The organism is Streptomyces sp. NPDC047982 (assembly GCF_043204165.1).
Classification (GTDB): Bacteria; Actinomycetota; Actinomycetes; order Streptomycetales; family Streptomycetaceae; genus Streptomyces.
Map to the genome: position 1 here is coordinate 182,990 of NZ_JBIDBS010000006.1, position 22,944 is coordinate 205,933.

The 22,944-nt window shown below is 73.4% G+C and carries 22 protein-coding genes and 1 pseudogene; 15 read left to right on the forward strand and 8 right to left on the reverse strand.

Annotated elements, in window-relative coordinates; genetic code table 11:
- Nucleotides 1-215: 215 nt before the first annotated feature.
- Together ACGF2V_RS09950 and ACGF2V_RS09955 are read left to right on the forward strand one after the other, a co-directional pair.
- The gene (locus tag ACGF2V_RS09950) at nucleotides 216-842 is read left to right on the forward strand and encodes an XRE family transcriptional regulator (RefSeq protein WP_362705020.1); all 627 of its coding nucleotides are present in this window, start codon (nucleotides 216-218) and stop codon (nucleotides 840-842) included.
- A 13-nt stretch (nucleotides 843-855) separates the two neighbouring features.
- Nucleotides 856-1,563: a helical backbone metal receptor gene (locus tag ACGF2V_RS09955; protein ID WP_362705017.1), complete on the forward strand. Its 708-nt coding sequence runs from the start codon at nucleotides 856-858 to the stop codon at nucleotides 1,561-1,563.
- On the opposite strand, the gene ACGF2V_RS09960 is transcribed toward ACGF2V_RS09955, so the two are convergent.
- Entirely contained in the window at nucleotides 1,502-2,680 is a 1,179-nt protein-coding gene (locus ACGF2V_RS09960) for a TDT family transporter (protein WP_362627779.1), read from the reverse strand. The genes ACGF2V_RS09955 and ACGF2V_RS09960 overlap by 62 nt on opposite strands.
- Before the next feature lie 70 nt (nucleotides 2,681-2,750).
- On the opposite strand from ACGF2V_RS09960, the gene ACGF2V_RS09965 reads away from it, so the two are divergent.
- Nucleotides 2,751-3,680 (forward strand): LysR family transcriptional regulator, encoded by a 930-nt coding sequence (locus tag ACGF2V_RS09965; RefSeq protein WP_362627782.1) that lies wholly within the window; start codon nucleotides 2,751-2,753, stop codon nucleotides 3,678-3,680.
- A gap of 114 nt (nucleotides 3,681-3,794) precedes the next feature.
- Here ACGF2V_RS09965 and ACGF2V_RS09970 read toward each other — a convergent pair whose 3' ends face one another.
- Nucleotides 3,795-4,559: a gamma-glutamyl-gamma-aminobutyrate hydrolase family protein gene (locus ACGF2V_RS09970; RefSeq protein WP_362627785.1), complete on the reverse strand. Its 765-nt coding sequence runs from the start codon at nucleotides 4,557-4,559 to the stop codon at nucleotides 3,795-3,797.
- Between the two features lie 151 nt (nucleotides 4,560-4,710).
- Here ACGF2V_RS09970 and ACGF2V_RS09975 point away from each other — a divergent pair.
- Nucleotides 4,711-5,059: pseudogene (locus ACGF2V_RS09975) on the forward strand (SDR family oxidoreductase); the annotation flags it as partial.
- 26 nt (nucleotides 5,060-5,085) lie between these two features.
- Here ACGF2V_RS09975 and ACGF2V_RS09980 read toward each other — a convergent pair.
- A complete protein-coding gene (locus ACGF2V_RS09980) occupies nucleotides 5,086-6,288 on the reverse strand; it encodes an amino acid deaminase/aldolase (protein ID WP_362627788.1) in 1,203 nt (400 codons plus the stop codon).
- A 513-nt stretch (nucleotides 6,289-6,801) separates the two neighbouring features.
- On the opposite strand from ACGF2V_RS09980, the gene ACGF2V_RS09985 reads away from it, so the two are divergent.
- The 3 genes from ACGF2V_RS09985 (at nucleotide 6,802) to ACGF2V_RS09995 (ending at nucleotide 9,525) form a co-directional block, all read left to right on the forward strand.
- Nucleotides 6,802-7,527, forward strand: a complete 726-nt coding sequence (locus tag ACGF2V_RS09985; protein ID WP_362627791.1) for a hypothetical protein — start codon at nucleotides 6,802-6,804, stop codon at nucleotides 7,525-7,527.
- Nucleotides 7,524-8,729, forward strand: coding sequence for a type VII secretion-associated serine protease mycosin (mycP, locus tag ACGF2V_RS09990; RefSeq protein ID WP_362627794.1), 1,206 nt, complete (start codon nucleotides 7,524-7,526; stop codon nucleotides 8,727-8,729). The genes ACGF2V_RS09985 and mycP overlap by 4 nt, the downstream gene beginning before the upstream one ends.
- Nucleotides 8,730-8,796: 67 nt before the next feature.
- On the forward strand, nucleotides 8,797-9,525 hold the full coding sequence (locus tag ACGF2V_RS09995; RefSeq protein WP_362627797.1) for an SseB family protein: 729 nt from the start codon (nucleotides 8,797-8,799) through the stop codon (nucleotides 9,523-9,525).
- A gap of 112 nt (nucleotides 9,526-9,637) precedes the next feature.
- On the opposite strand, the gene ACGF2V_RS10000 is transcribed toward ACGF2V_RS09995, so the two are convergent.
- Nucleotides 9,638-10,000 carry a DUF1844 domain-containing protein gene (locus tag ACGF2V_RS10000; RefSeq protein ID WP_362627799.1) on the reverse strand — a complete coding sequence of 121 codons (363 nt, stop codon included), beginning with the start codon at nucleotides 9,998-10,000 and terminating at the stop codon, nucleotides 9,638-9,640.
- A gap of 328 nt (nucleotides 10,001-10,328) precedes the next feature.
- On the opposite strand from ACGF2V_RS10000, the gene infC reads away from it, so the two are divergent.
- From infC to pheT, 7 genes are all read left to right on the forward strand, one after another.
- Entirely contained in the window at nucleotides 10,329-11,033 is a 705-nt protein-coding gene (gene infC / locus ACGF2V_RS10005) for a translation initiation factor IF-3 (protein ID WP_362705179.1), read from the forward strand.
- 120 nt (nucleotides 11,034-11,153) lie between these two features.
- Nucleotides 11,154-11,348 (forward strand): 50S ribosomal protein L35, encoded by a 195-nt coding sequence (rpmI, locus tag ACGF2V_RS10010; RefSeq protein ID WP_362627802.1) that lies wholly within the window; start codon nucleotides 11,154-11,156, stop codon nucleotides 11,346-11,348.
- A gap of 108 nt (nucleotides 11,349-11,456) precedes the next feature.
- Complete coding sequence (gene rplT / locus ACGF2V_RS10015; RefSeq protein ID WP_073787782.1) at nucleotides 11,457-11,843, forward strand: 50S ribosomal protein L20; 387 nt, start codon at nucleotides 11,457-11,459, stop codon at nucleotides 11,841-11,843.
- Between the two features lie 143 nt (nucleotides 11,844-11,986).
- Nucleotides 11,987-12,820 carry an RNA methyltransferase gene (locus ACGF2V_RS10020; RefSeq protein WP_362705014.1) on the forward strand — a complete coding sequence of 278 codons (834 nt, stop codon included), beginning with the start codon at nucleotides 11,987-11,989 and terminating at the stop codon, nucleotides 12,818-12,820.
- A 178-nt stretch (nucleotides 12,821-12,998) separates the two neighbouring features.
- Entirely contained in the window at nucleotides 12,999-14,192 is a 1,194-nt protein-coding gene (locus ACGF2V_RS10025; RefSeq protein WP_362705011.1) for an ATP-binding protein, read from the forward strand.
- 202 nt (nucleotides 14,193-14,394) lie between these two features.
- On the forward strand, nucleotides 14,395-15,522 hold the full coding sequence (gene pheS / locus ACGF2V_RS10030; protein ID WP_362705008.1) for a phenylalanine--tRNA ligase subunit alpha: 1,128 nt from the start codon (nucleotides 14,395-14,397) through the stop codon (nucleotides 15,520-15,522).
- A complete protein-coding gene (gene pheT / locus ACGF2V_RS10035) occupies nucleotides 15,522-18,035 on the forward strand; it encodes a phenylalanine--tRNA ligase subunit beta (protein WP_362630740.1) in 2,514 nt (837 codons plus the stop codon). The genes pheS and pheT overlap by 1 nt, the downstream gene beginning before the upstream one ends.
- A gap of 198 nt (nucleotides 18,036-18,233) precedes the next feature.
- On the opposite strand, the gene ACGF2V_RS10040 is transcribed toward pheT, so the two are convergent.
- Entirely contained in the window at nucleotides 18,234-19,094 is an 861-nt protein-coding gene (locus ACGF2V_RS10040; protein ID WP_362630742.1) for a 3-hydroxybutyryl-CoA dehydrogenase, read from the reverse strand.
- A 250-nt stretch (nucleotides 19,095-19,344) separates the two neighbouring features.
- Here ACGF2V_RS10040 and ACGF2V_RS10045 point away from each other — a divergent pair, with 250 nt between their 5' ends.
- Nucleotides 19,345-20,628, forward strand: a complete 1,284-nt coding sequence (locus ACGF2V_RS10045; RefSeq protein WP_362630747.1) for a family 10 glycosylhydrolase — start codon at nucleotides 19,345-19,347, stop codon at nucleotides 20,626-20,628.
- Between the two features lie 93 nt (nucleotides 20,629-20,721).
- On the opposite strand, the gene ACGF2V_RS10050 is transcribed toward ACGF2V_RS10045, so the two are convergent.
- From ACGF2V_RS10050 to ACGF2V_RS10060, 3 genes are all read right to left on the reverse strand, one after another.
- The gene (locus tag ACGF2V_RS10050; protein ID WP_362630744.1) at nucleotides 20,722-20,934 is read right to left on the reverse strand and encodes a DUF1918 domain-containing protein; all 213 of its coding nucleotides are present in this window, start codon (nucleotides 20,932-20,934) and stop codon (nucleotides 20,722-20,724) included.
- A gap of 315 nt (nucleotides 20,935-21,249) precedes the next feature.
- Nucleotides 21,250-22,020: a Clp protease N-terminal domain-containing protein gene (locus ACGF2V_RS10055; protein WP_362630570.1), complete on the reverse strand. Its 771-nt coding sequence runs from the start codon at nucleotides 22,018-22,020 to the stop codon at nucleotides 21,250-21,252.
- Between the two features lie 186 nt (nucleotides 22,021-22,206).
- Nucleotides 22,207-22,704, reverse strand: a complete 498-nt coding sequence (locus ACGF2V_RS10060; RefSeq protein ID WP_362630572.1) for a peptidylprolyl isomerase — start codon at nucleotides 22,702-22,704, stop codon at nucleotides 22,207-22,209.
- Between the last annotated feature and the right edge of the window lie 240 nt (nucleotides 22,705-22,944).

A 22,944-nucleotide genomic window follows, 5' to 3' on the forward strand; every position in this document is an offset into this window, starting at 1 on the left:
CGGGCCCACCCCTTCCGCGTTGTCCGCGGGCCGGGGGACCAGCGGTCCGCAAGCCGTCCTCCCGTCCCGTCCGGAGGGCGTACGCGGGCCGTGCGGAAGCCGCACGCCCCCTCCGTGCGGAACCGCCCGGAGGGGCCCTAACCGGCCGATCTCGCGCAACCGTGTGCGGAATGCGCCGACAACCGGAAGGATGACGAGTCGGGAGGGAGCCGCACATGGACGAGAAGGAAACACTCCGCGTGGGCGCCGCGATCCGCCGAAGGCGCAGGTCCCTGGGGCTCACACTGGCCGCGGTCGCGACGCGCAGCGGTCTGTCCGTGCCGTTCCTCAGCCAGATCGAGAACGAACGGGCACGGCCCAGCGCCCGGTCCCTGGACCGGGTCGCCGGAGCCCTGGAGACCACTCCGGCACGGCTGCGCGCCGCCGCCGACTCGGCACGCGCCGTCGACGTCGTACGGGCGGCCGGAAGCCGGGCGCATGCCGGGATCGATGCGGTCGCCGGGTGCCACGGGAGCGAGGAGGCCGCCGGGCGTCACGGGAGCGGCGCGGCCGACGGGGTGCGCAGGGTGGTGCGCGGACGCCACCAGCTCAGCGCCCTGGAGTTCACCGGCGAACTCGACCTCGGGCGTGAGTTCCAGCACCGCAACGACGAGGTGATGTACGTGGTGCGGGGCGCCGCGGAGGTGGAGGCCGAGGGGCGGGCGTACCGGCTGGAGGAGGGCGACACGCTGTTCCTGTCCGGCGGGGTGCGGCACCGTTGGCGGGCCACGACGCCCGGCACGCGGCTGCTGGTCGTCGCGGTCGCCGAGCACATCGACGCCACGGTCGACCCGCGCCGCTGAGGGGGTGGCCGCGGTGCGCGTCGTCTCCCTGGTGCCCTCGCTCACCGAGGCCGTCGCCGTCACCACCCCCGGCCGGCTCGTCGGCGTCACCGACTGGTGCACCCATCCCGCCGGGCTGACCGCCGCCCGTGTCGGCGGCACCAAGAACCCCGACGTGGCCGCGATCGTCGCGCTGCGGCCCGACCTCGTCCTCGCCAACGAGGAGGAGAACCGCGCCCCGGACCTTGCGGGGCTCCGGGCCGCCGGTGTCGAGGTGCTCGTGACCGAGATCCGCACCCTCGACCAGGCGTTCGAGGAGCTGGAGCGGGTCCTGGCCGCCGCCTGTGGCCCGCCCCGGCCGCTCTGGCTGGACGAGGCCGAGGCCGCCTGGGCCGCGCTGCCGCCGCCCCGGGCCCCGCGCCGTGCGGTCGTGCCCGTCTGGCGCAGGCCCTGGACGGTGCTGGGGCGCGACACCTTCGCCGGTGACCTGCTGTCCAGGCTGGGCGTCGACAACGTCTACGCCGGCCACGCCGATCGCTACCCCCGGATACCGCTCGACCGGCTCAACGCGGCCGGCGCCGACCTCGTGGTCCTGCCCGACGAGCCGTACCGCTTCACGGCGGACGACGGACCCGAGGCGTTCCCCGGGCTGCCCGCCGCACTCGTCGACGGGCGATACCTCACGTGGTACGGGCCGTCGCTGGTGCGGGCGCCTTCGGAGCTGCGAGCAGCGCTCCGCTGAGCAGTCCGCGCAGCGTCCGCACCCCGGCCACCGCCCACGCCGTCACCAGCAGCACGTACAGCGCGACGGCCAGCCAGGTGTACGCGTCGAGGCCGGTGTGCCGGGCCAGACCCGCTGCACCCGTGACGCACGTGCCGACCGGGAAGGTGAAGCCCCACCACGTCATGGCGAAGGGCATGCCGCCCCGCATGGCACGCACCACCAGGGCGGAGGCCAGGGCCAGCCACATCAGCGCGAAACCCATCACCGGCACCCCGTAGAGCACCGCGAACGCCTCGAAGCCCGCGACGTACGGCTCCGGGACGGCCGCCTCCGCCACATCGGCGAGCTGGCCGACCGCCGTCGTCGACTGGCCCAGCGGCCCGAGGACCAGGAACAGCGTGGGCGTCAGCGCGAGCGGCAGCGGGCCCTGGTGGACCAGGCGGGCGAAGACCAGCGGCAGCATCACCAGCGTGGCCAGCAGGCTCAGGCCGAACATCGCGTAGCAGGCCAGCAGCGCAGCCTCCCGCCACTGACCGGCGGGCAGCTCGGGGATCAGCAGCGGGCCGAGCGCCGCGGAGACCATCGGGGCCACCACCGGGAGCAGCCACACCGGTGAGGCGGTGCCGGCATCGATCCGGTGGCGCGCCACCATCAGGTACGGGATCGCGACGGCGGCGGCCAGCCCGATTACCGTGCCCGCCGTGTACAGCACCGCGTCCAGGGCCACGGCCGCCCCGTGCCCGATGACGTCCCGGCCGACCACCATCGTCGAACCCCCGACGGCCAGCAGCGCCATCGACAGACAGCCGTAGAACGGGGCGACGGCGGGGTCCAGCAGATGGCGGCGGGCCTGGTCGCGGTGGGCGGCCCAGTGCCCGGCGCGGGCCACGAGCACGACGGCCAGCATGACCACCGCGAGCGCCCACACCACCGTGCAGGCGCCCCGCAGTCCCGGAACGTGCACCGGCAGCGCGACCCCCGCGCTCGCCACGATCGAGGTGCCCATGACACTCGCGTACCAGTTGGGACCGATGTGCCGCAGGAGGGGCAGGGTCGGGGCGACCGGTTGCGGGGCGGGGGACGGCACGGCCTGCTGTGGCGCGTGGGACTGTCTGGGCTGCGAGAAGGTGGCCATGCCACGATTCTCGAAAGGCGCGCGGAATGCCACCAGGGGCTTCGTGCCTATGAGGCCATAAGCTGAATTTATGACCGTTGACGTGCATGTTCCGCTCTCCCACCGGGTTCCCGACCTCGGCGCGCTGGAGCTGCTGCTCGCCGTCGCCCGGCACGGCAGCCTGGGGCGCGCGGCCCGCGACATCGGGGTCACTCAGCCCGCGGCCAGCAGCCGCATCCGATCCATGGAACGGCAGCTCGGTCTGGCCTTGCTGGACCGTTCGCCGCGCGGCTCGCGGCTCACCGACGCGGGCGCGCTGGTCACCGACTGGGCGCGCCGCGTCGTCGAGGCGGCCGAGGCGTTCGACGCCGGTACGCAGGCGCTGCGCGACCGGCGGGACTCCCGGCTGCGGATCGCCGCCTCCATGACCATCGCCGAGTACCTGCTGCCGGGCTGGCTGATGGCGCTGCGCGCCGAGCGGCCGGACACCGCGGTCTCGCTGCTCGCCGGGAACTCGGCGACGGTCGCGGGGCGGCTGCTCGCGGGGGAGGCCGATCTCGGGTTCGTGGAGGGCCTGTCGGCGCCGGAGGGCCTCGACGGCACGGTCATCGCGCACGACCGCCTCGTCGTCGCGGTCGCCCCGTCCCACGCCTGGGCCCACCGCCGCACACCGCTGACCCCGTACGAACTGGCCGCGACCCCCCTGGTGCTGCGGGAGCCGGGCTCGGGCACACGCCAGGTCCTGGACGCCGCCCTGGCTGCGCACGGCGGGCTCGCCGTGCCGCTGCTCGAACTGTCCTCGACGACCGCGGTGAAGGGCGCGGCCCAGAGCGGGGCGGGGCCGTGCGTGCTCAGCGAACTGGCGGTGGGCGACGAACTGTCCGCCCGGCGCCTGGTGAAGGTCCCGATCGGCGGCATGCGGCTGCGGCGCCAGTTGCGCGCGGTATGGCCCGCCGGCCACCGCCCGACGGGTCCGGCGCGCGATCTGCTGTCGCTGACGGCGCGGGAAACCCGGCCGTAGTGAGGGCAGGCCAGGTCCTCGTGCGGCTGCGGTGAGGACGGGCAGCTCAGGCCCTCGTGCGGCTGCGGTGAGGACGGGCGGGCCACGCCCGCGGGCGCCGGTGGCGCGCCCCCGTCAGCCGGTCAGCCCCGCGTGCGCCGAGGCGGGGGCGAGACCCTCCAGCGGCGCACGGGCCGGGGCCGGGCCGGACGCCGAGGCCGCCGCCACCAGTGCCCGTGCCAGCCGCAGGTCGTCGCCCATCTCCGGATGCCACTGCACCCCCAGCGCCCAGGGGGACCCGGGCAGCTCGACCGCCTCGACCGTGCCGTCCGCCGCGTGCGCCGAGGCCACCAGGCCCGGGGCGAGCCGCTGCACGCACTGGTGGTGGTAGGTGGGGACGGCGCTCTCCTCCGGCACGATCGACGCGTAGAGCGTCCCCGGTACGGGGACGACCGGGTGCGAACCGAGGACACCGGCCGCCCCCAGCGGTCCGCCGTGCCCGTCGAGGTGCTGGGTCAGGGTGCCGCCGAGCGTCACGTTGAGCAGCTGCATGCCGCGGCAGACGCCGAGCAGCGGGGTGCCGCACTCCAGCGCGGCCCGGATGAGGGCCGTCTCCCAGGCGTCGCGCTCCTCGGAGGGAGGGCCCGTCCTGAAGTCGCGCTCCGCGCCGTACAGCGCCGGCTCCACGTCCGCACCGCCCGCGATGACGAGGCCGTCCAGCCGGGCCACGGCGGCCCGGGCCCGTGCCGGGGCGTCCGGCGGGAGGAGCACGGCCAGGCCGCCGGACCGCTGGATCATGCGCGGGTAGGCGGCCGGGAGGAGCGCGGCGGGCAGTTCCCAGACGCCCCAGCGGGCCGCGGGTTCCAGATAGGTGGAGACGCCGATGAGAGGTTCGGACACGGGACGGTCCCTCCGGTCGGCCGCCGCTGGGCGGGCGGGCTCGGTTCCAATGCCAATGGCGGCAGAGGATACCTTTGCGATCGGTTGAGAGCCCCTCGGGCGGGGCCGGTAGCGGCACCGGCCGTGGCGCGCAGGCCGCGCGCGGTGACGCCACACGGCGTTCTTCGTCGCGGTCATGGGGGCGGCAACCAGCCAGATCTCGTACCCGCGTCCAAGGGTGGCGTCCTGTGCGTGTCCCGCGAACTCGGCGTCCAGTTCGCCCGCGAGGGCATCCGGGGCAGCGCGCTGTCCGGGGACCGGTCGACACCCCGCTGCTCCAGGAGCTGTTCGCCAAGGACCCGGAACGCGCAGCTCGCAGGACCGTCCACATCCCGGCCGGGCGGTTCGCCCGCGCCGCCGGCATCGCGGCGGCCGTCGCGTTCCTCGCCGACGACGCCTCGTGCGTCGACGGCTAGCGACTCCCTCGTCGACGGGGCGTCTGCGACGCCTACGTGTCACCCCGCACCCGAGCGGAACGCAGCCGCGCTCAGAGGAACGTACGGCCCTCGCCCCGGTACGTCGGCACCGTCGCCGTCACCCGGTCGCCCTCGATCAGCCGCAACGCGTCGAAGCGCTCGCACAGTTCACCGGCCTTGGCGTGCCGGAACCACACCTTGTCGCCGATCAGCAGATCGTCGGCCGGTGCACCCAGCAGCGGCGTCTGCACCTCGCCGGGCCCCTCCTGCGGGTCGTAGCGCAGCCCCTGAGGCAGATACGGGACCGGAAGCCGGTCCGCCCCCGCGGCACCGGACGCCGGGTAGCCCCCGCCGAGCACGGTCACCACCCCGGCCCCCGGGCGGCGCACCACCGGCTGGGCGAACAGCGCCGCCGGACGCGCCGTGAACGACGTGTAGTTGTCGAACAGCCGGGGAACGAACAGCCCCGACCCGGCCGCGATCTCGGTCACCGCCCGCTCCGCCGCCGTGTGCTGCACACTGCCGGTGCCGCCGCCGTTCACGAACTCCAGGTCCGGGGCGACCGCCCGCACCGCCCGCACCGACTCGGCCCGCCGTACGACCAGCTCCCTGCGGCTCGTGGCCTGCATCAGCCGGACCGCCCGCGAGCGCAGCGGATGTCCCGCGACCGCGTCCCCGACCCCGGCGATGTGCCCCTCGTACGCCATCAGACCCACCAGCCGGAAGCCGGGCCGACGCACCACCGAACGCGCCAGCTCGGCCAGTCGGGCGGGCGTGCGCAGCGGCGAGCGCCGGGAACCGATCCGGACCCGGCCGCCCAGCAGACGCAGCGAGGTGTCCAGCTCCAGACAGACCCGGATCTCCTCCCGGCCGCCGGCCCGCGCCGCGTCGATCAGCTCCAGCTGCGCGTGGTCGTCCACCATCACCGTGACGGTCGCGGCGAGCTCGGGATCGGCGGCCAGCTCCGCGAAACCCGCCCGGTCGGCCGACGGATAGGCCAGCAGCACATCGTCGAAACCGGCCCGTGCCAGCCACAGCGACTCGGCCAGCGTGAACGACATGATCCCGGCGAACCCGGGTCGCGCCAGCACCCGTTCCAACAGGGCCCGGCAGCGCACGGACTTGCTCGCCACCCGGATCGGTTTGCCGCCGGCCCGGCGCACCAGGTCGTCGGCGTTGGCGTCGAACGCGTCCAGGTCGACGACCGCGAGCGGGGCGTCCAGGTGGGCGGTGGCCCGGTCGTAACGGGTCCGGTCGGCGGCGCGCGCAGTCATGGCCGCAGCTTGCCAGACGTCCGTACCGCTGGGTAGGGGCTGATCGCTGATCCGCACAGATCGCCGCCGCCGGCCCGGCGTCCCGCTCCCACCCGGACCCCGCCACCCCGTAGAGTGACGGCACGCGGCGAACCAAAGGGCCTGCCTGCGGCCTCGATCCGCGCACGGTACGGAATGGGATCAGGGGGGCGGATGAGTACCGAGGCGCAGCGTCCTCCCGTCCCGCCACGGCCCACCCCCTCGCCCCCGGGAGCCGCACGGCGCCTGCCGAACCCCGCCCCGGTCCCCGCCCCGCCGCGCGCGCAGACCCACGCGCCCACGACGGCGCCCGCCCCGCCGCATCGCCCCACCCCAGCACCGGCACCCGTAACGGCCCCGCAGCCGGGGCCGGTTCCCGCCCCGCACCCACACACGTACACGTACCGGCGGCCGTTCCCCGAGACCCCTGCCGAGACCACCACCCGGCTCCGCCCCGTCCGGACCCGTCGCCCCGCCCGTACCGCGGTCGCCGCGGTGTGCGTCGTGCTCGGGCTCGGACTGATCGGGGGCGCCGCCACCGGCGCCTGGCTGACCAGTGCGTCCTCCGCCGACCCCGCCGCCCGCAGCCCCTACACCGTCGGGCGCTCCGCCTGGCACAGCGTCCCCGTGGACACGCTCTTCCCGCGCACGCTCGACGGCCGGGGAGCGGGGCCCGGCGGCGCCGACCGGGTCTGGACCCGGCTCGCCGTGGCCCCCGACGGCGGCTGCGCGCCCGCCCTGGACCCGCTGCTGGCCCGGGCCCTGCGCCCGGTCGGCTGCGACCGGCTGGTGCGGGCCACGTACACCGACGCCACCACGAGCTCCGTCACCACGGTCGGGGTGATCTTCACCGAGGGGGACGCCCGGGCCATGACGGCGCTGCGCGACCGCTTCTTTGAGCAGCACCTCGGCCGCCGCGCCGATCTGATGCCCCGCACGTACCCCGTCGACGGCACGGTCGCCGCCGCGTTCGGCGACCGGCAGCGTGCAGCCTGGTCCATCCGCGTGTCGACCGGGATGCCCGTCGTCGTGTTCGCCGTGTCCGGATTCGCCGACGGGCGCCCCGTCACCGACCCGCGCCCCGCGGACCGGGCCACCGCCCCCGGCGCGAAGGGCACGGTCACCGAGGCCGGGCTCGGCCACGAGGCCGGGGGCATCGCCGAACGGATCGAGCGGGGTCTGCGCCGGGCCGTCACCGACCTCACGAAGAAGCCGCGATGAGCCGCCGCGCCCGCCACCGCCGCCGCGTGGTGGGAGCGGTCTGCGCCGCCACCGCGTTCGCGCTGCTGCCCGCGGTCCCGGCCCGCGCCGACGCCATCCGGGACCAGCAGTGGGGGCTCCGGGCGCTCCACACCGACCAGGCGTGGCGGACCACCAAGGGCCGGGGCATCACCGTCGCCGTCGTCGACACCGGGGTCGACGGCAGCCTCCCCGACCTGGCCGGCCAGGTCCTGCCCGGCAAGGACATGATCGGCTTCGGAGCCCGCCGCGGTGACCACGCCTGGGCACGGCACGGCACGGCGATGGCGGGCATCATCGCGGGCCGCGGCCACGGCACCGGTGGCACCGACGGGGTGCTCGGCGTGGCCCCCGAGGCGAAGATCCTCCCGGTCCGGGTGATCCTCGAAGCCTCCGACCCGGCCCGCGCCAGGGCCCGGGAGTCCCGCGGCACGGCCCTCGCCGACGGCATCCGCTGGGCCGCCGACCACGGCGCCGACGTCATCAATCTCTCGCTCGGCGACGACAGCGAGTCGGCCCACCCCGAGGCGAGCGAGGACGCAGCCATTCAATACGCGCTGGGGAAGGGGGCCGTCGTCGTCGCCTCGTCGGGCAACGGCGGCGAGAAGGGCGACCACGTCTCCTACCCCGCCGCCTACCCGGGGGTGATCGCCGTCGCCGCGGTCGACCGGTACGGCACCCACGCCGCCTTCTCCACCCGCCGCTGGTACACCACCGTCAGCGCGCCCGGGGTCGACATCGTCGTCCCCGCCCCCGACCGTCAGTACTACGTGGAGTGGGGCACCTCCGCCGCGGCCGCGTTCGTCTCCGGCGCGGTCGCCCTGGTGCGCGCCGCGCACCCCGGGCTGACACCGGCACAGATCAAGCGGCTGCTCACGGACACGGCCCGCAGCGGTTCCGGCTCCGGCCACGACGACGCCCGGGGATACGGCGTCGTGGACCCCGCCGCCGCGATCGAGGCGGGTTCGGGACTGCGCCCCGCCGGTCTGCGGGCCGAGTCCGCGGATGTCGGGTACCGCAAGCGGTACTTCGGACCCGGCCCCGCTCCCGAGCACCACGCCACCAGGCCCACCGGCCGGCTCGCCCTCGCCGCGGGCGGTCTCGGAGCCGTCCTGCTGGCCCTGGCCGTGGTGCTGTGGCGCGGCGGGAGCGGCGGCTGGGCCGGAGCACGGCGCCGGGTCTGAGCCGGCCCGCCGGCGACCGCGCCGACCTGCCGGGAGGGCACGCGGGCGCAGGGGCTACGCTCGCCCCGTGGAGCTGAAGAACATCCCGGACCCCGGTTACTCCGACGACGACGGCTCGGCCGACCCGGCCCTCGCGGCGGCGCTCGCCGCCTGGGCCGAGGACCGGAAGGCCGTCGGCCCGGTACTCGAAGCACTCCAGGGGACGCGGCTCCTGGTCCCCGTCGTCGCCGTGCTCGGCGAGGTGGAGGTGGACGAGAAGGGGCTGCGGCGCGAAAAGACCAGCGACATGGCGGTTCCCACCCTCGTGGCCGGGGATCGCCGCGCCCTGCCCGCCTTCACCTCGACCGATTCGCTGGCCCTCTGGGACCCGAAGGCCCGCCCCGTCGCCGTCCCGCTGCACCAGGCCCTGCGCGCCGCCGCGCACGAGAAGGCGGACACCGTCGTCCTCGACCTCGCCGGACCGGTCGCATTCGAACTGACCGGCCCCGCGCTGCTCGCCCTCGCCGAGGGCCGTACCAGCGCCGATCCGCTGGACGACCCCGCGGTCACGTCGGCGGTGCGCGACGCGGTCGCCGCCGAGCCGGCCGTGCTCCGCGCCCACCTCGGCCCCGGCCGGTCCGACGGCACCCTCGCCCTCGTCCTCGACGCCGACACGGACCACGCCCACGCGGCCCGCCGGGTCGCCGAGCGGCTGGCGGCCGACGAGGTCCTGCGCGCCCGTCTGGTGCGCGGCCTGGACCTGGCGGTGCTCCCGGCCGACGCGGCGGCACCGGGCGAGGCCCTGTTCACGCGCTGAGCCCGGGGCGCCGGCCCCGTACGACACGCATGAGCCCACCGCCCGGGGGCGGTGGGCTCATGCGTGTCCGGAAGAAGGAAGGAAGGGCGGAAAAGGGAAGGGGGAGGGTGGGTCAGCCGAAGATCGGGCCGGTGTACTTCTCGCCGGGGCCGGTGCCGGGCTCGTCCGGCACGAGCGACGCCTCGCGGAAGGCGAGCTGGAGCGACTTCAGCCCGTCACGCAGCGGAGCCGCGTGGAAGGAACTGATCTCCGTCGTGCCGGCGTCCAGCAGGCCGGCCAGGGCGTGGACCAGCTTGCGGGCCTCGTCGAGGTCCTTGTGCTCGTCGCCGTCCTCGGTCAGGCCGAGCTTCACGGCGGCGGCGCTCATCAGATTGACCGCGACCGTCACGATCACCTCGACCGCGGGCACCTCCGCGATGTCGCGGGCCATCTCGTCGAAGCCGGGGGAATCGTTCACGGGTGTCGCGTCACTCATGCGTCCTACGATAGGCGCACGTGAACACCGTGCCGTGGGCGGGAGCGGCGCGAGACGCCGGGTTAGCGCACGCCCCGCGGAGCTGCTAGCCTTGTGTCACGACCGGCTGGGCAGCTATGTGCCCGGCCCGCAAGTGGAGGCTCCGATCTCCCACCTGGCTGCCCTTCGGGGCGGCGGGTCACCCGGTCAGGCGGTGCCCATCGTTCCGTACGGACGATGGAGCCGCCCGATGCGCCCCGCGGCAGACCGCGGCGGTGTTCCGGTTGTTCCAGGAGCCCCGCCTGTGTCCCGTCCGGGGCATTTTTCTTGTCCCTGTGCGGTTGGTCTGATCGAAAACAGACGTTACGCGGCTGTCCGCCAGGCGGTCGCGTGGTGCTACCGAGGAGGATCCATCAGCGCCGAGCCCCGCATCAACGACCGGATTCGCGTTCCCGAGGTGCGACTTGTCGGTCCCAGCGGCGAGCAGGTCGGGATTGTTCCGCTTGCCAAGGCCCTGGAACTCGCGCAGGAGTACGACCTCGACCTGGTCGAGGTGGCGGCGACCGCCCGTCCGCCCGTGTGCAAGCTCATGGACTACGGGAAGTTCAAGTACGAGTCGGCCATGAAGGCCCGTGAGGCGCGCAAGAACCAGGCGCACACGGTCATCAAGGAGATGAAGCTCCGGCCGAAGATCGACCCGCACGACTACGACACCAAGAAGGGTCACGTCGTCCGGTTCCTCAAGCAGGGCGACAAGGTCAAGATCACGATCATGTTCCGTGGTCGTGAGCAGTCCCGCCCCGAGCTGGGCTTCCGACTGCTCCAGCGTCTGGCTTCGGACGTGGAGGACCTCGGTTTCATCGAGTCCAACCCGAAGCAGGACGGCCGGAACATGATCATGGTTCTTGGCCCGCACAAGAAGAAGACCGAAGCCATGGCCGAGGCCCGCGAGGCCCAGGCCGCCCGCAAGGCGGGACGTCAGGGCTCCGGCTCCGGCGCCGGCGCCGAGGGCGGGAACGTCCAGGCTTCGGGCGAGACACCTTCCGAGGCGTGATCCCAGGGGGCCGCCATCCAGGCGGCCCCGGACACCCCGGAATCCCCACCAAGATCTGACGCCCCTGCTGTCCGGTGCCCGCACCGAGAGGGGCGCCACTGACGAGGAGAGAACGGCGCGATGCCGAAGAACAAGACGCACAGCGGTGCCAGCAAGCGTTTCAAGGTCACCGGCTCCGGCAAGGTGATCCGCGAGCGCGCCGGCAAGCGCCACCTTCTTGAGCACAAGTCGTCCAAGAAGACCCGCTCGCTGACCGGCACGGTTGTGCTGGCCCCGGCCGACGCCAAGAAGGTCAAGAAGCTTCTCGGCAAGTGAGTCCGCCGCCCCGGGTGACACCGCGGGCGCGACCTCGACTGAGACCGGGACCCATTCGTTTCCGGGCCGTGTGAGTCCAACCACGGCCCCGCTGCAAGGAGTTGACAAGTGGCACGCGTCAAGCGCGCAGTAAACGCCCACAAGAAGCGCCGGGCGATCCTGGAGCAGGCCAGCGGTTACCGCGGCCAGCGCTCGCGGCTGTACCGCAAGGCGAAGGAGCAGGTCACCCACTCCCTCGTCTACAACTACAACGACCGCAAGAAGCGCAAGGGCGACTTCCGCCAGCTGTGGATCCAGCGCATCAACGCTGCCGCCCGTCAGAACGGCATGACGTACAACCGCCTCATCCAGGGTCTGAAGGCCGCCAACATCGAGGTGGACCGCAAGATGCTGGCCGAGCTCGCGGTCAACGACGCCAACGCGTTCGCCGCGCTCGTCGAGGTCGCCCAGAAGGCCCTTCCGAGCGACGTCAACGCCCCGAAGGCCGCCGCCTGATCCAGGCGCACCTTCCGTTCGCTGAGCCGGACCCGCAGGCGCTCGTCGTCTGCGGGTCCGGTGCGTTGCACCCGGTTCCGTTCCGTTCTCGTTCCGTTCCGTACGTCCGTCACCTCCGTACGCAGAGAGGCTCGCCGCCGACCATGGGCACCCCCGAACTGATCTCCCCGCGATCGCCGCGCATCACCGCCGCCCGGCGGCTGGCCAAGCGCAACTTCCGCGGCAAGGAGCGCAGGTTCATCGCCGAGGGGCCGCAGGCCGTGCGCGAGGCCGCCGGACACCGCGGCGCCGACGGCGAACCGACGCTGATCGAGCTCTTCGCCACCGTCGAGGCCGCCGAGCGGTACGCCGACATCGTCGACGCCGCCCACGAGGCCGGTGCCCTGGTACACCTCGCGGACGCCGGTGTCCTCGCCGACGTGTCGCAGACCGTCACCCCGCAGGGTCTGATCGGCGTCTGCCGCTTCCTCGACTCCCCGTTCGACGCCATCCTCGCCGCGCGGCCGAACCTGGTCGCCGTGCTCGCCCACGTACGCGACCCCGGCAACGCGGGCACGGTGCTGCGCTGCGCCGATGCCGCGGGCGCCGACGCCGTCGTGCTCACGGACGCCTCGGTGGACCTCTACAATCCCAAGTCCGTCCGGGCCTCGGTCGGCTCGCTCTTCCACCTGCCGGTCGCGGTGGGCGTCCCGGTCGAGCAGGCCGTACGAGGGCTGAGGGAGGCGGGCGTACGCATCCTCGCCGCCGACGGCGCGGGCGATGACGACCTCGACGACGAGCTCGACGCCGGGACCATGGGCGGCCCGACCGCCTGGGTCTTCGGCAACGAGGCGTGGGGGCTGCCGGAGGAGACCCGGGCACTGGCCGACGCCGTCGTACGGGTGCCGATCCACGGCAAGGCGGAGAGCCTCAACCTGGCGACCGCGGCGGCCGTCTGCCTGTACGCCTCCGCACGGGCCCAGCGGTCCCGCTCCTGAGCCCCGCCGGGCCGGACCGGGGTCCGCGACGGCGCCGTGACCGCGAGCCGCCGGACCGCGCACGGAGCACGGCGACGGTGCGCCCCCGCAGGGTGTCGCACCGTCACCGACGACTAGTAGGGTGACGGACCCGGGGGCCCACTGCACCGGTCTGCATGCGAGAGGTGGGATAAGGGATATGGGCGTCGGCATGAACAGGCCGCGCGGGACACGCACCGCCGCCGTGCACGCCTGCGAGGAACCCGACGCAGCGGACGGGCCGCCCGACGACCCGCGCCCCGCCCCCGATCCCCGCCCGGACGCCGCCCCGGGGGGCCCCCACCCGGGCATCGATCCCGACGACCTTCCCGACGGCCTGGTCGTCGCCGACGAGTCCGGCCGGATCGTCCACTTCAACGCCGCGGCGGTCCGCATCACCGCCGTGCCCCGGGACTTCGCCCTCGGGCGCCCCCTGGAGCGGGCGCTGCCGCTGGAGGACCTCAAGGGCCACCGCTGGTGGGCCCTGACAGATCCGTACGGCGGCCTCGCCACCCGCACCGGCCAGCCCGAGCGCCACCTGCTGCTGCCCGGGGGCCGCGAGGTCCTGGTCTCCGCACGATACGTGCGCGAGCGCCCGACCGGTCCCGTGCGCCGCGTGGTGGTCTCCCTGCGCGGCACCGAGGCCCGCCGCCGCAACGAACGCAGCCACGCCGAACTGATCGCGACCGTCGCCCACGAACTGCGCTCCCCACTGACCTCCGTCAAGGGGTTCACCGCGACGCTCCTGGCCAAATGGGAACGGTTCACCGACGACCAGAAGCGCCTGATGCTGGAGACCGTCGACGCCGACGCGGGCCGCATCACCCGGCTCATCGCCGAGCTGCTCGACATCTCCCGGATCGACTCCGGCCGACTGGAGTTGCGTCGGCAGCCGGTCGACCTCTCCGCCGCCGTCGAACGCCACGTCCAGGCCCTCACCGCCAAGGGCCAGGACCCCGACCGCTTCCTCGTCCGCACCTGCCAGCCGCTGCCCGTGGTCTGGGCCGATCCGGACAAGGTCGACCAGGTGCTCGGCAACCTCCTGGAAAACGCGGTGCGCCACGGCGAGGGAACCGTCACCATCGAAGTCGCGCCCGCACCGGCGCAGAGCGAGGAGGAGGGGACAGTCGTCACCGTGAGCGACGAAGGACCCGGTATCCCCGAGGAGTCGATGGCCCGCGTCTTCACCCGCTTCTGGCGGGGCAGCAAGCGCGGCGGCACGGGCCTGGGCCTCTACATCGTCAAGGGCATCGTGGAGGCCCACGGCGGAACGATCACGGTCGGCCGCGGCCGCGGCGGAGGCGCCGAATTCCGGTTCGTCCTGCCCGTGAGCGCTCCCGCCCATCTCGGGTAGCGGCGCTCGCGCGGCGCCCGGACGAGCCGGCGGCAGGGGCGTCGGGAGGCCGCCCGCGCCGCCCGCGGACCCTGTGCACGCCCGGCGCCCTTTAGACTCGTCCTTTGGCACCTTTGCGTCCTCCAGCCGTCGGGCGGGGCCGCCGGGGTCCGGGGCGTCCCCGGTTCAGAGCAGTACCAGCCAATCGGAAGCACGGGAAGAGATGTCGGCACCGAACAAGTCGTACGACCCAGTCGAGGTCGAGGCACTGAAACCGGAAGAGATCGAGCGCATGCGGGACGAGGCGTTCGCCGCCTTCGCCGCCGCCGGTGACCTCGACGCGCTCGCCCGGGCGAAGACCGCGCACACCGGCGGCACCTCGCCGCTGGCGCTCGCCAACCGGGAGATCGGCGCGCTGCCGCCGCAGGCCAAGGCCGAGGCGGGCAAGCGCGTGGGCCAGGCCCGAGGCGCCGTGAACAAGGCCCTCGCCGCCCGTCAGGCGGAGCTGGAGGCCGAGCGGGACGCCCGCGTGCTGGTCGAGGAGGCGGTGGACGTCACGCTGCCGTACGACCGTGTCCCGGCCGGTTCCCGCCACCCGCTGACGACCCTCATGGAGCGCGTCGCGGACGTCTTCGTGGCCATGGGCTACGAGATCGCGGAGGGCCCCGAGGCGGAGGCCGAGTGGTTCAACTTCGACGCGCTGAACTTCGTGCCCGACCACCCGGCCCGGCAGATGCAGGACACCTTCTTCGTCCGCGGCGCAGACGGCGCGGACACCGACGAGTCCGGGGTCGTGCTGCGCACCCACACCTCGCCGGTCCAGGCCCGCACCCTGCTCGACCGCGAGCCCCCCGTCTACGTCGTCTGCCCCGGCCGCGTCTACCGCACCGACGAGCTCGACGCGACGCACACCCCGGTCTTCCACCAGATCGAGCTGCTGGCCGTCGACGAGGGCCTGACCATGGCCGACCTCAAGGGCACCCTCGACCACATGGTCCAGGCGCTCTTCGGCCAGGACATGAAGACCCGGCTGCGGCCGAACTTCTTCCCGTTCACCGAGCCGTCCGCCGAGATGGACATGGTCTGCTACGTCTGCCGCGGCGCTTCCGTCGGCAACCCGGACCGCCCCTGCCGCACCTGCGGCAGCGAGGGCTGGATCGAGCTCGGCGGCTGCGGCATGGTCAATCCCAAGGTGCTCATCGCCTGCGGCGTCGACCCCCAGAAGTACAGCGGATTCGCCTTCGGGTTCGGCATCGAACGGATGCTGATGTTCCGCCACAACGTCGAAGACATGCGAGACATGGTCGAGGGTGACGTCCGTTTCACCCGGCCGTTCGGGATGGAGATCTGATGCGTGTCCCGCTTTCCTGGCTGCGGGAGTACGTCGACCTGCCGGCGACGGAGACCGGCCGTGACGTACAGGCCAAGCTCGTCGCCGTCGGCCTGGAGGTCGAGACCGTCGAGCAGATCGGCGCGGGCCTCAAGGGCCCCCTGGTCGTCGGACAGGTCCTGACCATCGAGGAACTGGAGGGCTTCAAGAAGCCCATCCGCTTCTGCACCGTCGACGTCGGCGACGCCAACGGCACCGGCGAGCCGCAGGAGATCGTCTGCGGAGCCCGTAACTTCGCCGTCGGCGACAAGGTCGTCGTGGTTCTCCCCGGCGCCGTCCTGCCCGGCGACTTCGCGATCTCCGCGCGCAAGACGTACGGCCGGACCTCGCACGGCATGATCTGCTCCGCCGACGAGCTCGGCATGGGCGACGACGGCACGCACGGCATCATCGTGCTCCCGCCGGAGCACGAGGTCGGCACCGACGCCATCGAGCTGCTCCAGCTCGTCGACGAGGTCCTGGACATCGCCGTCACGCCCGACCGCGGCTACTGCCTGTCCATGCGCGGCGTCGCCCGCGAGACGGCCATCGCGTACGGCCTGCCGCTGCGCGACCCGGCGCTCCTCGACGTGCCCGCGCCGAACGCGTTCGGCCACCCGGTCGAGGTCGCCGACCCGATCGGCTGCGACCGGTTCACCGCGCGGACCGTCGTCGGCCTCCAGCCCGAGGCACGCTCCCCGATCTGGATGCGGCGCCGGTTGCAGAAGGCCGGGATGCGTCCGATCTCGCTCGCCGTCGACGTCACCAACTACGTGATGCTGGAGCTCGGCCAGCCCCTGCACGCCTACGACCGCACCCGTCTCGACGGGCCGATCGGGGTGCGCCGCGCCCAGCAGGGCGAGAAGCTCACCACCCTCGACGGCACGGTCCGCGTCCTGGACGCCGAGGACCTGGTCATCACCGACGACCGCGGCCCGATCGGCCTCGCGGGCGTCATGGGCGGCGCCAACACCGAGATCGCGGACGCCCAGGAGGGCGCCCACGCCACCACCGAGGTCGTCATCGAGGCGGCGCACTTCGACCCCATCTCGATCGCCCGCACCGCGCGCCGCCACAAGCTGTCCTCCGAGGCGTCCAAGCGCTTCGAGCGCGGCACCGACCCGCAGGCCGCGGCAGCCGCCGCGCAGCGCACCGTCGACCTGCTGGTGCTGCTCGCGGGCGGTACCGCCGAGGCCGGGGTCACCGAGGTCTGCGCCCCGTCCGCGCCCCGCACCATCGCGATGCCCGCGTCCCACCCCGACCGGGTGGCCGGCGTCGAGTACGGGCGCGAGACCGTCGTACGCCGCCTCCAGGAGGTCGGCTGCGACGTCTACGGGCAGGACGAGCTGATCGTCACCGTGCCGTCCTGGCGCCCCGACCTCGGCGAGCCGAACGACCTCGCCGAGGAGGTCATCCGGCTGGAGGGCTACGAGAACCTTCCGTCCACGCTCCCGACGCCCCCGTCCGGGCGCGGGCTCACCGAGCGCCAGCGGCTGCACCGCCGGATCGGCCGGGCGCTCGCCGGGGCCGGGTACGTCGAGGCGCTGAACTACCCGTTCGTCGGCGCCACCGTGTTCGACCAGCTCGGGCTCGAAGCCGACGACGCCCGTCGCCGCACCGTCGACCTCGTCAACCCGCTGTCGGACGAGGAACCGTCCCTGCGCACCACGCTGCTGCCGGGGCTCCTCGGCGCGCTGCGGCGCAACGACGGCCGCGGCGGCCACGACCTGGCGCTTTTTGAGACCGGGCTGGTCTTCCGGCCCGCGGACGGCGCCGCGAAGGCCGTCCGGCTGCCCGTCGACCGGCGTCCCACCGACGAGGAGATCGCCGCCCTCGACGGCGCGCTGCCGCACCAGCCCCGCCACGCCGCGGTCGTCCTCGCGGGCGCCCGTGAGCAGGCCGGCTGGTGGGGTGCGGGCCGCCCGGCGGACTGGGCGGACGCCGTCGAGGCCGCCCGCACGGTCGCCCGCGAGGCGGGTGTCGAGGTGACCGTCCTCGGCGGCCGGCAGGCGCCCTGGCACCCGGGCCGGTGCGCCGCGCTGTACGTCACGGTGGACGGCGAGGAGACCCTCCTCGGGCACGCCGGTGAACTGCACCCGCGCGTCGTCAAGGCGCTCCACCTCCCGGAGCGCACCTGCGCCATGGAGGTCGAACTGGACGTCCTGGAGCGGGCCGCCGACGGACCGGTCCGGGCGCCCAGGATCTCCGCCTTCCCGGTGGCGACCCAGGATGTCGCGCTGGTCGTCGCGGAGAACGTCCCGGCCGCCGAGGTGGAGCGGGCGCTGCGCGAGGGCGCGGGTGAACTCCTCGAATCGCTGCGGCTGTTCGACGTCTTCACCGGCGACCAGATCGGCGCCGGCCGCAAGTCCCTGGCGTACGCGCTGCGCTTCCGCGCCGCGGACCGCACGCTGACCGTCGACGAGGCCACGGCCGCCCGTGACGCCGCGGTGGCGCTGGCCGCCGAGCGGACGGGCGCGGTGCTGAGGGGCGCGTAACGGCGCACCGCGCATCGCGCGCAGTGACGGGGAAGGGGCGTGTCCGGACATCGGACACGCCCCTTCGCGTTCGACGGGCGGTGTGTTCGTGGGCGTGGCCCGCACCGTTCCCGCACCGTCACGGGGCGGGAACGCGAACGGGGCCGGCCGGGGGCATCCTCGGGCCGGCCCCGGGACGGGCGCGGTGCGGGATCGGGATCAGGAGTACACGTAGAAGCCCGAACCCGTCTTGCGGCCGAGCCGTCCCGCGTCCACCATGCGCTGGAGCAGCGGGGGAGCGGCGTACAGCGGCTCCTTGAACTCCGCGTACATCGAATCGGCGACCGATGCCACGGTGTCCAGCCCGATCAGGTCGGAGAGCTTGAGCGGACCCATGGGGTGGGCGCAGCCGAGCTCCATGCCGTTGTCGATGTCCTCACGGCTGGCGATCCCCGACTCGAACATCCGGATCGCGGAGAGGAGGTACGGGATCAGCAGCGCGTTGACGACGAAGCCGGACCGGTCCTGGGCATGGATCGGGTGCTTGCCGAGGACGTCCTGCACCAGGGCCTCCGAGCGCTTCACCGTCTCGTCGGACGTCGTCAGCGCGGGGATCAGCTCGACGAGCTTCTGCACGGGTGCCGGGTTGAAGAAGTGGATCCCGATGACCTGGTCCGGGCGGGAGGTCGCCACGGCCAGCTTCACCAGCGGGATGGAGGAGGTGTTCGAGGCCAAGATCGCGTCCGCCCGGGTCACCACCTGGTCGAGCACCTGGAAGATCTCGGTCTTGACCTGCTCGTTCTCGACGACGGCCTCGATGACGAGATCGCGGTCGGCGAACTCCCCGAGGTCGGTCGTGAAGGTCAGCCGGGCGAGTGCCTCGTCCCGTTCCTCCGATGTGATCTTGCCGCGGTCGGCGGCCTTGGAGAGGGAGTTGTGGAGCCTGGTGCGGCCGATCTCCAGCGCCTCTCCGGTGGTCTCGGCCACCTTGACCTCGAGACCGCTGCGGGCGCACACCTCCGCGATGCCCGCGCCCATCTGGCCACAGCCCACCACTCCGACGCGTGAAATATCGGCCATAGAGTCCGTCACCTCGTGCCTTTCCCTGATCTCCGAGTCGCAGGTTCCCGTTTCGTTCCGGTGCCCGCCCCGACCCCCCGACGTTACTCCGCCGCCCAGGGGTCATCGCGGGCCGGGGCGGGCATGCTCTGCCGTACGCCCGGACACGGAGGCGACGGACAGCCGGCGGACACCGGCGACGACGACGATCACGACGACGGAGAGACGGCAGGTGCGAGACGAGATGCGGCAGATGGCCCGAAGAGGCTTTGTGGCGGGAGCGGCCGGAGCGGTCGCCGGGGCGATGGGCGGGGCCGCCCTGGCGGGTGACGCCGTCGCGGCTCCTTCCCGGCAGGGTTCCACCTCCTGGAGGACGGGCGGCCCCGGGCGGGCGGAGGCGCCGCACCGGGGCGGACACCGGGCCGCGCGACGCGCACTGCGCGGCATGTGGGTCGCCACCGTCGCCAACCTCGACTGGCCTTCGAAGCCCGGACTGACGGCCGCCGCGCAGCGGGCGGAGCTGATCGACCACCTGGACGAGGCCGTCGACCGGCGGCTGAACGCCGTGATCCTCCAGGTCCGGCCGACCGCCGACGCCCTGTGGCCCTCGCCGTACGAGCCATGGGCCCAGTACCTCACCGGCGTCCAGGGCAAGGACCCCGGCTGGGACCCGCTGGGCACGGCGGTGCGCGAGGCGCACGACCGCGGGCTGGAACTGCACGCCTGGTTCAACCCGTACCGGGTCGCCAATCACACCGACCCGTCCCGGCTGGTAGCCGCCCACCCCGCCAGGCGGCACCCGGACTGGGTCCTGCCGTACGGCGGGAAGCTCTACTACAACCCGGGGATCCCCGAGGTCCGCCGCTTCGTCCAGGACGCGATGCTGGACGCGGTCCGCCGCTACGACATCGACGCCGTGCACTGGGACGACTACTTCTACCCGTACCCGGTGGCCGGGCAGGAGTTCGCCGACGACGCCGCGTACGCGAAGTACGGTGCGGGGTTCCCCGACAAGGCCGCCTGGCGGCGTGACAACACCGACCGGCTGGTGCGCGAGACCGGTGAGCGGATCAAGAAGATCAAGAAGAACGTCCAGTTCGGCATCAGCCCGTTCGCGGTGTGGCGCAACGCCGCGACCGACCCGCTCGGCTCCGACACGAGGGCGGGCGTGCAGACCTACGACGACCTGTACGCCGACACGCGCGGCTGGATCAAGAAGGGCTGGATCGACTACATCTGCCCGCAGGTCTACTGGAACCTCGGTTTCGCCGCCGCCGACTACGCCGAACTGGTGCCCTGGTGGAACGAGGTCGTACGGGGCACGGGTGTCGATCTCTACATCGGCGAGGCGCTGTACAAGGCCGGTGACCCCGCCCAGCCGGCCGCCTGGCAGGATCCGGCCGAACTCTCCCGCCACCTCGACTTCGCCGCCACCTGCGACCAGGTGCGCGGCCACGTCTACTTCTCGGGCAAGGACGTCGTCCGGGACCCGATCGGCGCGATGTCCCGCGTGGTGGCCGACCACTACCGGAGCCGGGTGCGCCCGCGCCGCTGAGGGAGCGGAGCGGACGCGGCGTCCGGGGGCGGGCGGCCGGGAGACCCGGTCGCCCGCCCGTGGCCCGGGACCGAGGGGCGCCGCCGGAGGCCGCTACGGGCTCTCCGGTGTCCGCTTCCTGTCGGTGGTGTGCTGTACGACGCTGTCGGGACCGGGCGAAATCACGTGCTCGTGCCCGTCCTCGGACCGGACGCGGTACGGGGGTGTGCCTCGGGGGCCGAGCACTTCGAGGATCTCTGCGACCTTGTCGCGCTGTCCCACGGTCCTGCCGTGCGTCAGCAGCCGGTCGCCCGCGTGTGCCTCCATCGGGAGTGACCTCCTCACGGGTGGCGGTCCTTGTCGACAAGTCTATGACCGAAAAGCGACTTCGCCCGGCGGGAAGGCGGGGACCGCGGCCCGGACGCCGAAGCCGGGCTCGCGCGGGAGCGCCTCGCCGAGCGCGCCGGGTGCGCCCGCTCGCCGCGGGCGGCAAGCGGGCGGCGAACCCCCGCTCGCCCGCCGCGCGCAGCCGGGACGCCGGTCGGGCGCTCGGCTACGCACCGCTCGTCCAGCCCGCGCCCGCGAGTGCGACATGGGGCGCCGGCGCGCAGCCGGAACGCCGTCCCTTGCGGGGCCGTCCGGTCAGCCCTCCTCGCTGTCGTCGCCCTCGTCCTCGCCCTTGTTCGAGGAGTCGGAGAGGAACGTGAGGGCCTCGGCGATGGCCGTCTCGGCGGTCGACTTGTCGATACCGAGACCCGACAGCACGCCCGCGCCGTTCTCCTGCTCCAGCAGGGCGAGCAGGAGGTGCTCGGTGCCGACGTAGTTGTGTCCCATGCGCAGCGCCTCGCGGAACGTGAGCTCCAGCGCCTTGCGGGCCCCGGCATCGTACGGGATCAGGTCCGGCACCTGGCCCGCGGCGGCGGGCAGGGCCTCGGTCGCGGCCCGGCGGAGCGCGTCAGGAGTGATGCCCTGGGCCTTGACGAAGGCGATGCCCAGCCCCTCCGGCTCGCTGAGCAGCCCCAGCACCAGGTGTGCGGTGCCCACCTGGTCGTTGCCCGCCGCCCGGGCCTCGTTCTGCGCGGCCATGACGACGTTCTTGGCCCGCGGGGTGAAGCGGCCGAATCCCTGGCTCGGGTCGAGGTCCGACGGTTCGCCGGGGTCCTTGGCGACGAACCGCTTCTGGGCCGCCTGCCTGGTCACGCCCATGCTCTTGCCGATCTCGGTCCAGGAGGCGCCCGAGCGCCGGGCCTGGTCCACGAAGTGGCCGATCAGATGGTCGGCCACGTCGCCGAGGTGGTCCGCGGCGATGACGGCGTCGGAGAGCTGGTCAAGGGCGTCGGTGTGGGTCTTCTTGATGGCCTCGATCAGGTCGTCGAGGCGCACGGGATGGGTCATGCGTACGGGATTCGCCATGCGTCAACCGTAGGTTGACAGTTGCGGGGTGTCAACCACGGGTTGACATTGTGCATGCCGGGAACGACGGAGCGCGCCGTCCGACGGGATCCGTCGGACGGCGCGCTCGTTCAGAGGTCGCGCACGCGCCTGGTCATGCGGTCGTGCAAAGGGTGCGTACGCCGCGCACGAGGGCGCGGGCGCGAGTCAGAGGACGCCGCTGTCCGCGATGGTGATCTTGGCCTGGGGGCGGCCGCTCTGCGTGCCGAGGGCCTCGATCTTCTTGACGAGGCCCATGCTCTCCTCGTTGTCGACCTCGCCGAACACCACGTGCTTGCCGTCCAGCCACGACGTCACGATGGTCGTGATGAAGAACTGGGAGCCGTTGGAGTCGGGGCCGCTGTTGGCCATGGACAGCAGGCCGGGCTTGGAGTGCGCCAGCTTGAAGTTCTCGTCGGGGAACTTCGCCCCGTAGATGCTCTTGCCGCCCGTGCCGTTGCCCGCGGTGAAGTCGCCGCCCTGGAGCATGAATTCGGGGATGATCCGGTGGAAGGACGATCCCTTGTAACCGAAGCCCTTCTCGCCGGTCGCCAGCGCGCGGAAGTTCTCCGCGGTCTTGGGAACGACGTCGTCGAACAGTTTGAACGTGATCCGCCCGGCGGGCTCGTCGTTGATGGTGATGTCGAAGTAGACCTTGCTCGTCATGGAACCATCCTGACATCGACGCGTCCGGGACCGCCGGGCGGGAGCGGTTCCGCGCCACCGGGGCGCCCCGTCGTCCGCGGTGCGGATGCGGAACGCCCCGGTTGTCCGCACTGCGGAAGGCGGTGGTGCGCATTGTCCGACTGTGGTTACCTGGGCGCATGATCGTGATCACGACCCGCCGCCACGTGGACTACGCGCGTGTCACGACCATGAGTTGTCCCACCGCCCGCTGATGCGGCC

What these genes read in the sequence shown, in the direction of transcription:
- ACGF2V_RS09950 (WP_362705020.1), top strand. Translation starts at nt 216, where the DNA reads ATGGACGAGAAGGAAACACTCCGCGTGGGCGCCGCGATCCGCCGAAGG.
- ACGF2V_RS09960 (WP_362627779.1), bottom strand. Translation starts at nt 2,680, where the DNA reads ATGGCCACCTTCTCGCAGCCCAGACAGTCCCACGCGCCACAGCAGGCC.
- ACGF2V_RS09965 (WP_362627782.1), top strand. Translation starts at nt 2,751, where the DNA reads ATGACCGTTGACGTGCATGTTCCGCTCTCCCACCGGGTTCCCGACCTC.
- ACGF2V_RS09980 (WP_362627788.1), bottom strand. Translation starts at nt 6,288, where the DNA reads ATGACTGCGCGCGCCGCCGACCGGACCCGTTACGACCGGGCCACCGCC.
- mycP (WP_362627794.1), top strand. Translation starts at nt 7,524, where the DNA reads ATGAGCCGCCGCGCCCGCCACCGCCGCCGCGTGGTGGGAGCGGTCTGC.
- ACGF2V_RS10000 (WP_362627799.1), bottom strand. Translation starts at nt 10,000, where the DNA reads ATGAGTGACGCGACACCCGTGAACGATTCCCCCGGCTTCGACGAGATG.
- rpmI (WP_362627802.1), top strand. Translation starts at nt 11,154, where the DNA reads ATGCCGAAGAACAAGACGCACAGCGGTGCCAGCAAGCGTTTCAAGGTC.
- ACGF2V_RS10020 (WP_362705014.1), top strand. Translation starts at nt 11,987, where the DNA reads ATGGGCACCCCCGAACTGATCTCCCCGCGATCGCCGCGCATCACCGCC.
- ACGF2V_RS10025 (WP_362705011.1), top strand. Translation starts at nt 12,999, where the DNA reads ATGGGCGTCGGCATGAACAGGCCGCGCGGGACACGCACCGCCGCCGTG.
- pheS (WP_362705008.1), top strand. Translation starts at nt 14,395, where the DNA reads ATGTCGGCACCGAACAAGTCGTACGACCCAGTCGAGGTCGAGGCACTG.
- pheT (WP_362630740.1), top strand. Translation starts at nt 15,522, where the DNA reads ATGCGTGTCCCGCTTTCCTGGCTGCGGGAGTACGTCGACCTGCCGGCG.
- ACGF2V_RS10040 (WP_362630742.1), bottom strand. Translation starts at nt 19,094, where the DNA reads ATGGCCGATATTTCACGCGTCGGAGTGGTGGGCTGTGGCCAGATGGGC.
- ACGF2V_RS10050 (WP_362630744.1), bottom strand. Translation starts at nt 20,934, where the DNA reads ATGGAGGCACACGCGGGCGACCGGCTGCTGACGCACGGCAGGACCGTG.
- ACGF2V_RS10055 (WP_362630570.1), bottom strand. Translation starts at nt 22,020, where the DNA reads ATGGCGAATCCCGTACGCATGACCCATCCCGTGCGCCTCGACGACCTG.
- ACGF2V_RS10060 (WP_362630572.1), bottom strand. Translation starts at nt 22,704, where the DNA reads ATGACGAGCAAGGTCTACTTCGACATCACCATCAACGACGAGCCCGCC.